Below are 13,018 nucleotides of genomic sequence, written 5' to 3' on the forward strand. Positions count from 1 at the left end.
CGGCGGAGCCGGGACAGCCCAGAGCGCGAAGCGCTCACGACTTTCTCCTTCCGCTGAAAGTCAGGCAAAGCGCTTGCAAAATGCGAACATGCGTACGGCTTACAAGGTGCGGATCTACCCCACCGCCGAACAGGCAGCGGTGCTGAACCGCACGTTCGGCTGCGTACGCCTGGTCTGGAACACGGTCCTGGCCTGGCGGCAGGCCCGCTACCGCGCCGAGGGCGCGACAACCTCCTACTCGCAGACCGACCGGTACCTGACCGAGCTGAAACGCGACGGCGGCCATGACTTCCTGTACGAGGTCTCCAGCGTCCCGTTGCAGCAAGCGTTGCGGCACCAGCACACGGCCTTTGTGAACTTCTTCGCAGGACGCGCCCGCCATCCGCGGTTCAAGTCCCGCCATGGCCGCCAGTCCGCGATTTACACCCGGTCGGCGTTCCGCTGGCGGGATGGGCGACTGCACCTGGCGAAGATGGACGGCCCGCTGGAGTTCGTGTGGTCCTGGCCGGAGGTCGCCCCGGCCATGATCGACCCGACGACGGTGACCGTCTCGCGCGATCCTTCTGCGTGCGGGCACCTGCTCGCTCAGCTCTCGCTCAGCACTCGGACGTGGCAGTGCCCGTCCTGCGGTACCCGGCATGACCGGGACGTGAATGCCGCGAAGAACATCCTGGCCGCTGGTCGAGCGGTGTCTGCCTGTGGAGCTGATGTAAGTCCGCAAGGGTCCTCCCTTCGGCGGTCGGCTGTGAAGCAGGAAGCCCAGCCCGTGAGGGTGGGAATCCCTCGCCTTTAGGCGGGGGAGGAAGTCAAGCGAACATCTCCTCCATCTGGTCGGCGGCCGGCGATCGGCCGGATTCGATGTGCCGAGAGGCGAACGCGCGGACCCGCGCGACCAGCCGTGGCTCGGCCCCGAGACGGGGCAGGGCCTCGGCCGCGGCGCGGAAGCAGGCCGCGGCGGACCGGCGCAGGTCGGGGTCGGCGAGACCGAGGCGGGCGGCGTCCGCCCACCGGCGGGCGACCGGCCGGGCCGCCTCCAGGGCGATCCCGGCGGCCCGGTCGTCGGTGACGAGGGCGTGGACGACGGCCACGCACACGGGCCACTCGGCGGCCCCCTGCGCGTCGAGGTAGCGCACCTCCAGCCAGCCCCGCGGCCGTACGGGCGGGAAGAGCGTGGTGGCGTGGTAGGCGAGGTCGGCCTCGCCGGGGGGACGCCCGGCCACGCGGGCGAAGTCGCGGAACGCCGAGCCGTCGAGGACCGGCACGAGGCCGCCGGTCCCCCGGACCATCATGAGACGGGCGGCGAGGAGATAGCGCGCCCAGTCGTCCACAGGATCACCACCGCGCATGACCGGCGCGGTCCTGCTCGGGTCGAGCCTGCTCCACACGGCCTGGCGGCCGGAGGCCCACCCGTCGGCGGGCGAGTTGGCGAAGGCCGCCACCAGCACCGGGCCGAGCACGTGGGCCCGTTCCCAGCGGGCCCGGGGATCCTCACCGAAGTCCAGGTTGACCTGGACCGACGCGGTCGAGCACATCATCGTCGCGCCGTCCGGCGGGTCCAGGAACGCGGCCATCGCCTCATACCTGGGCTCTCGTAACTGCCGCACGGGCGGGCGGAGCGCGTCCAGGCCGCGGCCGCCCAGCCGCAGGCCGGCCCGGGCGAGCGCGAGCCGTACGGCGTCGACGTCGGCGGTGAGTTTCGCGATCGCGGCGGGCAGGACGTCCGGCGGGGCGGACAGTTCGAGCTGCCCGCCCGGTTCGAACGTCACCCGGCTGCCGCCCGGGAGCGCGGGGAGCGCGCCCGCGATCCGGGCGATGGGGACGGGAAGCACGGGGTTCTCCGCGTCGAAGACCAGGAACTCCAGCTCGACGCCCAGCCGGTCGGCGGTGACTCCGCGGAAGCAGTCCCGGGCGTACCTCTGCACGTCGGCCATTCGCCCCCCATCGGGCCCAGGTTTGCGCGACTCGGTCGTGCCGAGTCAACTTTCCCCGTAATGGCCCCCTTCAACCTGAAACCCACCGAAACAGGGCGTTAACGGAGGTCACGCGGCGGCCGTTGCCCACTCCTCGTCGCGCATGCGGATCATCGAGACGCCGACGATTCCGAAGACGACCAGCAGGATGACCGGGCCGCCGAGGCCCAGCACGAGATTCCACGCGCTCGCGCCGAACAGCCAGACGAGGATGCCGACGAGCACCCCGGCCGGGAACCACCACCCGGCCCGGCCTCCCCAGGCGTAGGCGACGGCCACGAGCACGAGGCCGAGGAACGACCCGATCATGCCGGGCATCTGCCAGGCGATGATCATCGCGGGCTGCGCCGCGTCCTGCATGAGCTTCTCCGCCTGGTCCACCGGAAACATCTGGAACGCCACGATGTCGAAGAAGTCCGAGACCATCAGCGCCGAGAAGTTGATGAGGCCGAGGACCGTGATCACGCCCGCGATGTTGGCGAGCACCACGCCCTTCTTGCGTACGAGGTGGACGAGGCCGATGACACCCGGCACCCACAGGATCCACGCGTAGTGGAGGAGCGTCGCGCTGATGCCCACGGCGCCCGGGTTGTGCGCGTACGCGAGGGGGTCGTCGACCCCGGGCTCGGACGGATCGGCGGCCATGCCGAGGAGCAGACAGAGCGGGGCGAGGATGAGGCTTGTGCCCGCCGCGACGCGGCGGAAGGTGTTCGCGTTGGTAAGCATGCGGGGGACCGTACGGATCGTTTCCCACCCCGTCGTCAAAGCACACGTTGACCCGCTGTCCGCCTACAGGCGGATTCCTCTCCACCTGAGTGATGGAACGGTGCATTCGGGACAACCGTTACTCTCTGCACCATTACTCTCTGCACCATGCTCCACCGCCGTCCCCCCACTCTCGTCGACTGGCTCGTCGCGGTGGTCGTGGGCCTGTTCGCGGTCGCCGAGGAGATCGGCGGGCGCTCGATGGGTCCGGCCCGCGACCATGTCCCCCTGTGGATCGCCGCGGGGATCGCCGCCGCCGTCGGAGTGCTGTTGCGGCGCCGCGCTCCGTTCGCGGTCCTGTTCGCCTACTGCGCCGTCAACGTCCCGCTACTCCTCCTGGAGTCCCAGACCGCCTCGGCCTGGCAGTTCTACACCGAGCTCGTGCTGCTGTTCACCCTGCTGTCGGAGGTGCGGCCGCGCAGCGTGCGGGCCGCCGTCGGCCTGGTGGCGAGCGGCGCGTACGTGGCCGCCATGATGTCCACCACGTCCCCAGAGGCCGGGCCGGGCGACGTCGCCGTGGCCCTGGTGATGTCCGCGATCGCGGCCGGAGCCGGCCTGGCCGTGCGCCGCCACCGCGTGCTCGCCGTCCAGGCCGCCGAACGCGGCGAGTTGCTGGCCCGCGAGGCCGTGGCGGAGGAGCGCGCCCGCATCGCCCGCGAACTGCACGACATCGTCGCCCACAGCGTCAGCGTGATGACCATGCAGACCGGTGGCGTACGGCTCATGCTGCGCGCGGACCAGGAGCGCGAGCGGCAGGTGCTCGCGTCGATCGAGGAGACGGGCCGCAGCGCCGTGGACGAGCTGCGCCGGATGCTCGGCCTGCTGCGCGGGCCACAGGCCGACTCGGGCCCGCAGGCCGGCCTCGACCGGCTGGACGACCTGCTCGACCAGGTCAGGGCGGCGGGGCTCGACGTGACCCTTGAGGTGCGGGGAGACCCGGTGCCGCTGCCCGCCGGGCTCGACCTGTCGGCCTACCGCATCGTGCAGGAGGCGCTGACCAACACCCTCAAGCACGCCGGCCCGACGCGGGCGACGGTCACCGTGGACTACCGCCCCGGGGAGCTCCACCTGGAGATCGTCGACCTGGGCCCGCGCGAGGGCCGGGCCCGGGCGCGGGCACGGGGCGCCGGGCAGGGCGGCGGGCACGGGCTGATCGGCATGCGGGAGCGCGCCACGCTGTTCCACGGCACGCTCACCGCCGGACCGCTCGCGTCGGGCGGGTTCGGCGTCCGGGCGGTGCTGCCCCTGTGACAGACGCCGTGAGAGACACTGTGAACGTGATCGGCATCCTGATCGCCGACGACCAGGCGATGATCCGGGCCGGGCTGCGGCTGGTGATCGGCACCCAGCCGGACCTCGCCGTGCTGGGCGAGGCCTCCGACGGCGAGCGCGCCGTGGAGCTGGCCCGGAGCCTGCGGCCCGACGTCGTGCTGCTCGACATCGCGATGCCGCGGCTCGACGGCCTGGAGGCGGCCCGGCGGATCCTGTCCGCGCCCGAGCCGCCGCGCGTGATCATGCTGACGACCTACGACACCGACGAGAACCTCGACCAGGCCCTGCACAGCGGAGTCAGCGGCTTCCTGCTCAAGGTCTCGCCGCCCGAGCACCTGTTCGCCGCGGTCCGCAGCGCCGCCCGCGGGGAGGTGCTGCTCGACCCCGCCGTCACGGGCCGGGTCGTCGACGCCTACCGCCGCGCCCAGCCCGCCGCGCAGCCGCCCGGGACGGGGCTCACCGCACGGGAGGAGCAGGTGCTGCGCCTGGTCGCGCGGGGGCTGTCGAACGGCGAGATCGCGGACACGCTGTCGATCAGCGAGGCGACGGTGAGCACGCACATGAACCGCCTGCTGGCCAAGCTCGGCCTGCGCGACCGCGCCCAGGCCGTCCGCTACGCCTACGAGTCGGGCGTCGTCCGCCCCGGGGAACCCCCCTCGTAAGCCGGTAGCGTAGGTGCACATGACAGCTATCGACTCCACTACCTCGGGTGCGTACGGCATCGGCCTCGCCACGATCGCCGCGGACGGCACCGTGCTGGATACCTGGTTCCCCTTCCCGGCGCTGGGCGAGCCCCCGGCCGTGGGCACCGAGACGATCGCGGGCGAGGAGCTCGGCGAGGGCATGGCGGAACTGGTCGGCCCCGACGCCGCCCGGGGCGTCGAGGTCGTGGCCGTGCGCACCGGCATCGCCGACCTGTCGGCCCCGCCGGTCGACGCGCACGACGTGTACCTGCGCCTGCACCTGCTGTCCCACCGCCTGGTCCGGCCGCGCGCGCTCAGCCTCGACGGGATCTTCGGGCTGCTGGCCAACGTCGTGTGGACCAACCACGGCCCGTGCAAGGTGGAGGGCTTCGAGGAGGTGCGGCTGCGCCTGCGGGCCCGGGGCCCGGTGACCGTGTACGGCGTGGACAAGTTCCCCCGGATGGTCGACTATGTGCTGCCGGCCGGGGTGCGGATCGCCGACGCCGACCGCGTACGGCTCGGCGCCCACCTGGCGAGCGGCACCACCGTCATGCACGAGGGCTTCGTCAACTACAACGCCGGCACGCTCGGCGCCTCCATGGTGGAGGGCCGCATCTCGGCGGGGGTCGTGGTGGGCGACGGGTCCGACGTGGGCGGCGGCGCCTCGATCATGGGGACGCTGTCCGGCGGCGGCAAGGAGGTCATCTCGATCGGTGAGCGCTGCCTGCTCGGGGCCAACTCCGGCATCGGCATCTCGCTGGGCGACGACTGCGTGGTGGAGGCCGGGCTGTACGTCACGGCGGGCACCAAGGTCACGCTGCCGGACGGGACGGTCGTGAAGGCCAGGGAGCTGTCGGGCAAGTCGGGCCTGCTGCTGCGCCGCAACTCGACGACCGGCGCGGTCGAGGCGGTGTCCCGCGACAGCAGGGGCATCGAGCTCAACGCCGCGCTGCACGCCAACGACTGACGCTCGATCGGGCCCCCTCCCCCACCCTGAGATGACCCTGAGTCTGCCCTGAACTTGGCCTTCGGCCCTGTGATCGGCGGGAGGGCGGCCCGTACGGTGAAGGTATGGGACGCATTCTCCTCATCGCCGCAGCCGTAATCGTCGGGTTCTTCCTGCTCGGTTCCGTCATGGGGCTCATCTTCGGCGCGCTGAAGTGGGTTCTGATCATCGGCGCGATCGCGCTGATCGTGTCGGTCGTGTTCAAGCTCACCCGGAGCGGCAGGTCGAACCACTACACCTGACCGGTCTCCTGGCCGTGAAAAAGGGGCGGGCCCCGCCGCGGATGCGGCGGGGCCCGCTGTCACTCGCGCCTCGTGTTACGAGAGGGGCGGGTAGGCGTTCTGCATGAGCTGCTGGAACTGCGCGGAGAACCAGTGGCCCGAGACGGGCGCGTTCGGCAGGGCACCGGTCATGTTGTTGCCGTTGCGCTCGTTGCCCGTGTAGGTCGGGTCGCACATCCGGTCGAAGCCCTTGCCCTCGTTGTTGTCGATGGCGGAGCTGGAGCCGTCGGACTCACCCGGAGGCTTGATCCAGACGTAGGCGTCGATGCCCGGAGCCGGGTTGGCCTTGGGCCGCTCGCCCAGGCCGGCGCCGGACTGGTTGCACCAGTTGCCGGCGTGGATCCGGCGGTCGACGCGCGACTCGTTGACGAAGGTGTTGACGTCGGTCGAGGTGCTGGCCTTGGTGGGCCGGGCCGTGCCGCCCCAGCCGTTGCGGGAGGTGTCGATGATCATGCCGAGGGTGTTCGGGAAGCCGAGCGAGATCAGCTTGGTCCGGAACGCCTGGGCGAAGGACAGCTCGTCCACGTAGAAGTTCCAGTCGACCCACTTGGACTGGCGCACCGACTGGCCGTTGACCGTGGTGTTGATGTTGAAGTACGGCTCCTGCAGCGCCGAGTAGTTGGCGGTGTTCGTGATGAACCCGTCAACGCTGGCGTAGCCGGCGGTGGTGCCGCGGACGGTGGAGGCGAACAGGTCGGCGGACGGGCCGAAGTTCGAGTCCCAGCCGAGCCAGCCGTGGTGACCGGCGTCGACGTAGTTGTACACGTTCGGGATCGCGTGCAGCTTGTTCAGCGCGTACTGCACACCCTGGACGTAGGCGCCGCTGGACTTGGCCTCGGCACACGCGGCGATGTTGGTGTTGGTGACGAGGTTCGGCAGCGAGTCGATCTCGATGACGTTCACGATCCGCAGGTTGGAGTACTTCGGATCCGACATGATGCCGGCGATCACGTCGATGTACTCGCTCTTGTACCGGGCGAGACCGTTCTCGGAGACCTTCAGCTCACCGTTGGAGGCGAGCGCCGAGCAGTCGCGGTTCGGCAGGTTGTAGATGACGAACTCGATGGTCAGCGGCTTGCTGCCGTTGGCCGCGTCCTGCCGCACGGCCTCGTCCAGGTGCTCGCGAACGCCCATGCTGTTGTTACCGGCCGAGCCACCGGTGATCGCGGCGATGCGGTCGATCCAGACACCGGTCGAGACCTTGGACACCCTGGAACCGCCCGGCTCGGAGGCGGCGCTCGCCGACCAGTCCGGGTTCACGTAACCGTCGGCGCCGTCGTACGGGTTGTCCACGTGGGTCCCGGGCGGCGGCGGCGAGGTCGACGGGGAGGGGGACGGCGACGGCGACGCGGAGGGCGAGGCCGACGGAGAAGCGGAGGGGGAGGCCGAGGGAGAAGCGGAGGGGGACGTCGACGGCGAGGCCGACGGGGACGGCGACGGCGACTGCGGGGTGCCGTTGCAGGACACACCGTTGATCTTGAAGTCGGTCGGCGCCGGGTTGCTGCCGCTCCAGGACCCGTTGAAGCCGATGCTCGTCGAGCCGCCGGTGGACAGGGACTTGTTCCAGTCCATGGCGGTCGCGGTCACGTTGCTGCCCGACTGGCTCCAGTTGGCCGACCAGCCCTGGGTGACCTTCTGGCTGCTGTTCGGGAAGGTGAACGTGAGCGTCCAGTTGCTGAGCGCGTCGCCCAGGTTCTGGATGGTCAGGTTGGCGGACATGCCGCCCTGCCACTCGCTGGCGGTGTAGTTGACTTTGCACGAGACCGCGGCACTCGCCGAAGTGGCGGTGGCGACGGCCGCCGTGGAACCGAGCGCGAGCACGGCCGCCGCGACCAGGCCGCGGCGCACCGTGGAGCTCACGGCTCCCGGTCGGGGGGTGGATCTCATTGGGAAGGTCCTCCTGGCGATGAATACTGCGCTTGGGAGCGCTCCCACGAACCATAGGCACCGCCCCCCGCGCCGTACAGAGAGCCGTCAAGGGCCGCCGGGCGGCGAGGTCGCCACCTGACGGCCACCCCGCGTCCGAGCAGGGATTCCGTCGCGCCGTTACGTCTGAAGTCACCTGCGTGTTTCGTGAAAGTTTCACCCTTTCGCAGGCGAAACGCATGGCCAGGGGCCGGATGTCCCAGTCCAGACCGCACCGACGCGCGGAAGTCGGAAACCGAGCAAGCCGGAGGGGCGCGCCGCCGATCTGGACCGAGGAGCCGCGCGGGAGCGAAGCGACCAAGCGGTGACGAGGGTTGTGTCCCCGGCGCGCCTCCGGCACGACTTGGCGGATGTGAGCGCCCCGACCAGCGACGCGGGAAACACTGCGCTACCTGCTCACGAGGGGAAACGGCCCGGCGGGTAGCATCCGTGAGTCACACATATCGCGAATGGGGATCGTCATGACCGTCAAAGTGACCGTCACCGGCGCGGCCGGCCAGATCGGTTACGCGCTGCTCTTCCGCGTCGCCTCGGGCCAGCTCCTCGGGGCAGACACCCCGGTGAAGCTCAGCCTTCTGGAGATCCCGCAGGCCGTGAAGGCGGCCGAGGGGACCGCGATGGAGCTCGACGACTGCGCGTTCCCGCTGCTGCGGGGCATCGAGATCTCCGACGACCCGGCCAAGGCGTTCGACGGCGCCAACGTCGCGCTGCTCGTCGGCGCGCGCCCGCGTACGAAGGGCATGGAGCGCGGCGACCTCCTCGAGGCCAACGGCGGCATCTTCGGCCCGCAGGGCAAGGCCATCAACGACCACGCGGCCGACGACATCCGGGTGCTCGTCGTGGGCAACCCGGCCAACACCAACGCGCTCATCGCGCAGTCGGCGGCTCCCGACGTGCCGGCCGAGCGGTTCACCGCGATGACCCGTCTCGACCACAACCGCGCGCTCTCGCAGCTCGCGGGCAAGCTGAACGTGCCGGTGACCGAGATCAAGAAGATGACGATCTGGGGCAACCACTCCGCCACGCAGTACCCGGACCTCTTCCACGCCGAGGTGGGCGGCAAGATCGCGGCCGAGCAGGTCGAGCAGGAGTGGCTGCGCGACACCTTCATCCCGACCGTCGCCAAGCGCGGCGCCGCCATCATCGAGGCGCGCGGCGCGTCCTCGGCGGCGTCCGCGGCCAACGCGGCGATCGACCACGTGTACGACTGGGTGAACGGCACGCCCGAGGGCGACTGGACCTCGGCCGCCATCCCGTCCGACGGCTCGTACGGTGTGCCGGAGGGCCTCATCTCGTCCTTCCCGGTGGTGTCCAGGAACGGCCGCTGGGAGATCGTCCAGGGCCTGGAGATCGACGCGTTCTCCCGTGAGCGGATCGACGCCTCGGTCAACGAGCTGGTCGAGGAGCGGGACGCCGTGAGGGCTCTCGGTCTCATCTGACGACCGCGAACGGAGGGGGGCGGGCCCGCGCGGGCCCGCCCCCTTCGTGTCACCCTCCCCGGCCTGGAAGGCGGAAGGCCGGAGCCTCCTCCAGTTTCGTCGGGCGGCGAACCGGAGAGGGTCGGGGCGGGTCCAATGCATGACCTCCCAGGAAGGAGAAAGTCATGCGGCACCCCACCCGTCCGATCTCAATGGGGATGATCGGCCTTGCCCTGTCCACCCTCACGATCTCCGCGGCGGCCGCGCCCGCCGCGGCGACCGCACACCACTCGATCCGCTACGCCTCCGTGGACGCCTGCACGGCCAAGGACGGCACCACGACGCCGTGCCACACCTGGCGGCTGGACCTGCTCGACGGCAGGCGGGTGGCGCTGAAGGACGCGATGCTGTGGCCGCTGAACGCCAAGGGCAAGACGGTCAAGGAGCTGCAGGCCCCGCTGTCGGTCAGCGGCGACGGCGAGTCGGTGGCCTACTTCCGCAAGTCCGACCACCGCCTGGTGGTGCGCGAGTTCCACGGCGCTGCGCACGCCATGGGTCCCGTGCACGTCATGCCGAAGAAGGCCCTCCCCCGCGGCGTCGGCATGGACGACGCGTGGCTGCGGCTCTCCCAGGACGGCGCCCGCCTGGTCCTCGGCTACAGCGTCAAGGACGGCAGCAGCCGGGCCCGGATCTTCGACGTCGCCGGGGCGAGCGAAACCGGCGCGCTCCGGGCGTTCGACACATTCAGGGGCTTCAGCGGCGACGGCTCAGCCGTCCTCGTCGAGCAGAACACCGAGGAGAACACCACCGGGCTGGGCGTCTACGACACCGGGGGCGACGAGCTGGCCCGCGTCGTCCCGCCCCAGATCGTGGCCGCCAACGTCCCGTGGGCGCTGTCCTCCGACGACCGCACGGTCGCGTTCGTCACCGGGGGCGGCACGAAGGCACGGCTGCGCTTCTACGACGCCATGGCCGACCAGGCGGGAGGCTCCGTCCGCTTCTCCCTGCCGCCGGACGCCTCCATCGACATGATCGACTGGACCGGAGAGCACGAGGTGACGCTCCACCTCGTCCGCTCGGAGAAAGTCGACCGCGTGACCATCCTCAGGGTCGACACCCGGACGGGCAAGACCCGGGTGCGCGACTCCTACAAGGTCCGGGCCGGCACCTTCTCCTACCAGAGCTGCGGCGGCTGACCTTGCCGCCGACCTTGCCGCCGACCTTGCCGCCGACACCGACATGCTCACCAGCGCCGCCACCTCGGAGACGACGGTGAGGCGCTGGGTGAGCCCGGCCGGCACCGTGCCGGGGTCGAGGTGCAGCATCCGGAAGGCGTACGGCAGGACCACGAGGAGGAGCGAGCCGACCGCGACGGCGCACAGCATCCGCACCAGACGGGAGCGGGTGGTCCGGGCGACGAGCAGCCCGGCCGCCGGCAGGCTGACAAAGGCGGCGAAGGCGGCATAGCGGTGGATGCCGCCGGAGAGCGACAGCGACAGCCCCGGCCGGTCGGTCGGGAACCCGGCCACCAGCAGCAGGCCGACGCTCCACACGCCCACCAGCAGCGCCGCGCGCCGGTCCAGCCGCGCCAGCCGTACGGCGAGTACGGCCGAGCCCGCGGCGATCGACGTCAGCGAGACCGGCAGCAGCCATCCGTGTGGCGCGAAGGCGTACTCGCTGATCATCGCCGTGAGCGGGTCGAGCCCCGCCACAAGGTGTAACGCGAACATCGCGGCGGCGCCGGTCGCCACCAGCGCGTATCCCAAGACCATCCCCATGGCTCTTCACTGTGGCCGTGGGGAGGGCGGCGGCCCATCGGAGATCCACCCGAGCCGCCCCTGAGGGAACCCCTAGGAGACGTCGGCCGAATCGGCGGGGGCCGTCTCGGGGGTGGAGGCGCGGAACCAGCGGCAGCCGTACCTGCCCATGGGGAAGCGGGCCCGGCCGGAGTCGGAGATCTCGACCGTGCCGTCCACCAGCAGGTCGGTCAGCACCTTGGACGAGTCGAGCCCGTCCAGACCGATCTCCACTTCGGTCTCGCTCTCACCGAGGTTGTGCACGGCCACGACCGTCTCGCCGTCGCAGTCGGCCCGGTGGGCGAACACGGCGTCCACGCCGGTGTCGAGCACCTTGTACTCGCCCCACGCGAACTCCGGGCAGTCGCGGTAGTGCCGGATCAGCCGGGTGATCCACGACAGCAACGAGTCGGGGTCGCGCTCCTGCGCGCTGACGTTGACCTTCTCGGGGCCGTAGTCCCCGGTGGGCATGGGGATCCGCACCTTCGAGGGATCGGCGTCGCTGAAGCCGCCGTTGCGGTGCGGGGTCCACTGCATGGGCGTGCGGACGGCCTGACGGCCCTCCAGCTCCAGGTTCTCCCCCATGCCGATCTCCTCGCCGTAGAAGAGCACCGGGGTGCCCGGCAGGGAGAACAGCAGGCTGTAGACCATCTTGATCCGGTCCAGGTCGCCGCCCAGCATCGTGGGCAGGCGCCGGCGCAGGCCCCGGCCGAACAGCTGCATGTCCTTGTCGGGGCCGAAGGCCGCGAAGACCTCCTCGCGCTCGGCGTCGCTCAGCTTGTCGAGCGTGAGCTCGTCGTGGTTGCGGACGAACGTCGCCCACTGGGAGTCCTTGGGCGCCTCGGGGCGCTCCCGCAGGGCGGCGGCCAGCGGACCGGAGTCCTGGCGGGCCAGCGACAGGTACGTCCGCTGCATGGTGATGAAGTCGAAGCACATGGTGATCTCGTCGCCGAGATCGTTGCCGAAGTACCGCACCAGGTCGTCGTACGGCAGGTTCACCTCGCCCAGGAGGATGGCGCTGCCGTCACGGCGGCTGAGGAAGGCCCGCAGGCAGGCGAAGAACTCGTGCGGGTCGGGCAGGTCGCCGTTGTCGGTGACCTGCTCGACGAGGAACGGCACGGCGTCCACCCGGAAGCCCGAAAGTCCCAGCTCCATCCAGAACCCGAGGATCCGCGAGATCTCGTCCTGCACCTCCGGGTTGGCGGTGTTCAGGTCGGGCTGGAACCGGTAGAACCGGTGGAAGTAGTACTGCCCGGTCTTCTCGTCGTACTCCCAGAGGCTGTCCTCCTTGTCGGGGAACACGATGCCCTTGGGATCGTCGGGCTCCGGCTTGTCCGACCAGATGTACCAGTCCCGATAGCGGGAGTCCCGGCTGGAGCGCGCCTCCTTGAACCAGGGGTGCTGGTCGGAGGTGTGGTTGACCACGAGATCGGCGATGACCCTGATGCCGCGGTCCCTGGCCACGCGCATGAACTCGACGAAGTCGCCGAGCGTGCCCAGACGCGGGTCGACGCTGTAGAAGTCGGTGATGTCGTAGCCGTCGTCCTTGTCCGGCGTGGGGAAGAACGGCATCAGCCAGATGCACGTCACGCCCATCCGGTCCAGGTGGTCGATGCGCTGGATCGCCCCCCTGAAGTCACCGATCCCGTCGCCGTTGCCGTCGGCGAAGGTCTCGATGTCGAGGCAGTACACGACCGCGTTCTTCCACCACAGATCGGAGGTCATGCTCAATCTCATGACCGTTCCCGATGCCCGGCAAAGGAACGGTAAAACATCGGGCCCGCGCCGCCCGAGCGGCGCGGGGCGCCGGGGGGGCGCGGGGGCGGCCGGGGCCGGCCGCGCTGTGACCGGGTGGCACCACCGATAGCCGCGGGGACAGATAGGGCCGCCGGGCCAGTGTG

The 13,018-nt window shown here is 70.6% G+C and carries 11 protein-coding genes and 1 pseudogene; 7 read left to right on the forward strand and 5 right to left on the reverse strand.

Annotation, left to right across the window (positions count from 1 at the left end; genetic code table 11):
- Positions 1–88: 88 nt before the first annotated feature.
- The gene (locus ABZ857_RS24335; RefSeq protein ID WP_357046470.1) at positions 89–793 is read left to right on the forward strand and encodes a helix-turn-helix domain-containing protein; all 705 of its coding nucleotides are present in this window, start codon (positions 89–91) and stop codon (positions 791–793) included.
- Positions 794–806: 13 nt separating this feature from the next.
- On the opposite strand, the gene egtA is transcribed toward ABZ857_RS24335, so the two are convergent.
- The gene (egtA, locus tag ABZ857_RS24340; RefSeq protein WP_357046472.1) at positions 807–1,931 is read right to left on the reverse strand and encodes an ergothioneine biosynthesis glutamate--cysteine ligase EgtA; all 1,125 of its coding nucleotides are present in this window, start codon (positions 1,929–1,931) and stop codon (positions 807–809) included.
- Positions 1,932–2,039: 108 nt separating this feature from the next.
- A complete protein-coding gene (locus tag ABZ857_RS24345) occupies positions 2,040–2,696 on the reverse strand; it encodes a hypothetical protein (RefSeq protein WP_357046474.1) in 657 nt (218 codons plus the stop codon).
- Between the two features lie 147 nt (positions 2,697–2,843).
- Here ABZ857_RS24345 and ABZ857_RS24350 point away from each other — a divergent pair, with 147 nt between their 5' ends.
- From ABZ857_RS24350 to ABZ857_RS24365, 4 genes are all read left to right on the forward strand, one after another.
- Positions 2,844–3,986, forward strand: a complete 1,143-nt coding sequence (locus ABZ857_RS24350) for a histidine kinase (protein WP_357046476.1) — start codon at positions 2,844–2,846, stop codon at positions 3,984–3,986.
- Positions 3,987–4,012: 26 nt separating this feature from the next.
- The gene (locus ABZ857_RS24355) at positions 4,013–4,669 is read left to right on the forward strand and encodes a response regulator transcription factor (protein ID WP_357046478.1); all 657 of its coding nucleotides are present in this window, start codon (positions 4,013–4,015) and stop codon (positions 4,667–4,669) included.
- A 19-nt stretch (positions 4,670–4,688) separates the two neighbouring features.
- Positions 4,689–5,657 (forward strand): 2,3,4,5-tetrahydropyridine-2,6-dicarboxylate N-succinyltransferase, encoded by a 969-nt coding sequence (dapD, locus tag ABZ857_RS24360; protein ID WP_357046480.1) that lies wholly within the window; start codon positions 4,689–4,691, stop codon positions 5,655–5,657.
- 104 nt (positions 5,658–5,761) lie between these two features.
- A complete protein-coding gene (locus tag ABZ857_RS24365; RefSeq protein ID WP_357046482.1) occupies positions 5,762–5,938 on the forward strand; it encodes a hypothetical protein in 177 nt (58 codons plus the stop codon).
- A 75-nt stretch (positions 5,939–6,013) separates the two neighbouring features.
- On the opposite strand, the gene ABZ857_RS24370 is transcribed toward ABZ857_RS24365, so the two are convergent.
- Entirely contained in the window at positions 6,014–7,864 is a 1,851-nt protein-coding gene (locus ABZ857_RS24370; RefSeq protein WP_357046484.1) for a glycoside hydrolase family 6 protein, read from the reverse strand.
- Between the two features lie 500 nt (positions 7,865–8,364).
- Between ABZ857_RS24370 and ABZ857_RS24375 the strand changes: the two genes are divergently transcribed.
- Together ABZ857_RS24375 and ABZ857_RS24380 are read left to right on the forward strand one after the other, a co-directional pair.
- Positions 8,365–9,342, forward strand: coding sequence for a malate dehydrogenase (locus tag ABZ857_RS24375; RefSeq protein WP_079315954.1), 978 nt, complete (start codon positions 8,365–8,367; stop codon positions 9,340–9,342).
- A gap of 164 nt (positions 9,343–9,506) precedes the next feature.
- The gene (locus ABZ857_RS24380; protein ID WP_357046496.1) at positions 9,507–10,517 is read left to right on the forward strand and encodes a hypothetical protein; all 1,011 of its coding nucleotides are present in this window, start codon (positions 9,507–9,509) and stop codon (positions 10,515–10,517) included.
- A 96-nt stretch (positions 10,518–10,613) separates the two neighbouring features.
- Here the strand turns inward: ABZ857_RS24380 and ABZ857_RS24385 are convergent.
- A pseudogene (locus tag ABZ857_RS24385) lies at positions 10,614–11,099 on the reverse strand (DUF998 domain-containing protein); the annotation flags it as partial.
- A 72-nt stretch (positions 11,100–11,171) separates the two neighbouring features.
- Positions 11,172–12,842 carry an alpha-amylase family protein gene (locus tag ABZ857_RS24390; RefSeq protein WP_357046486.1) on the reverse strand — a complete coding sequence of 557 codons (1,671 nt, stop codon included), beginning with the start codon at positions 12,840–12,842 and terminating at the stop codon, positions 11,172–11,174.
- Between the last annotated feature and the right edge of the window lie 176 nt (positions 12,843–13,018).

It is taken from the genome of Microbispora sp. NPDC046933, from assembly GCF_040644635.1.
In the GTDB taxonomy this organism is placed as follows: domain Bacteria; phylum Actinomycetota; class Actinomycetes; order Streptosporangiales; family Streptosporangiaceae; genus Microbispora.

Bases quoted from the DNA above. Each gene is read 5' to 3' on its own strand.
- ABZ857_RS24335 (WP_357046470.1), top strand. From the start codon at position 89: ATGCGTACGGCTTACAAGGTGCGGATCTACCCCACCGCCGAACAGGCA.
- egtA (WP_357046472.1), bottom strand. From the start codon at position 1,931: ATGGCCGACGTGCAGAGGTACGCCCGGGACTGCTTCCGCGGAGTCACC.
- ABZ857_RS24345 (WP_357046474.1), bottom strand. From the start codon at position 2,696: ATGCTTACCAACGCGAACACCTTCCGCCGCGTCGCGGCGGGCACAAGC.
- ABZ857_RS24350 (WP_357046476.1), top strand. From the start codon at position 2,844: ATGCTCCACCGCCGTCCCCCCACTCTCGTCGACTGGCTCGTCGCGGTG.
- dapD (WP_357046480.1), top strand. From the start codon at position 4,689: ATGACAGCTATCGACTCCACTACCTCGGGTGCGTACGGCATCGGCCTC.
- ABZ857_RS24365 (WP_357046482.1), top strand. From the start codon at position 5,762: ATGGGACGCATTCTCCTCATCGCCGCAGCCGTAATCGTCGGGTTCTTC.
- ABZ857_RS24370 (WP_357046484.1), bottom strand. From the start codon at position 7,864: ATGAGATCCACCCCCCGACCGGGAGCCGTGAGCTCCACGGTGCGCCGC.
- ABZ857_RS24375 (WP_079315954.1), top strand. From the start codon at position 8,365: ATGACCGTCAAAGTGACCGTCACCGGCGCGGCCGGCCAGATCGGTTAC.
- ABZ857_RS24380 (WP_357046496.1), top strand. From the start codon at position 9,507: ATGCGGCACCCCACCCGTCCGATCTCAATGGGGATGATCGGCCTTGCC.
- ABZ857_RS24390 (WP_357046486.1), bottom strand. From the start codon at position 12,842: ATGACCTCCGATCTGTGGTGGAAGAACGCGGTCGTGTACTGCCTCGAC.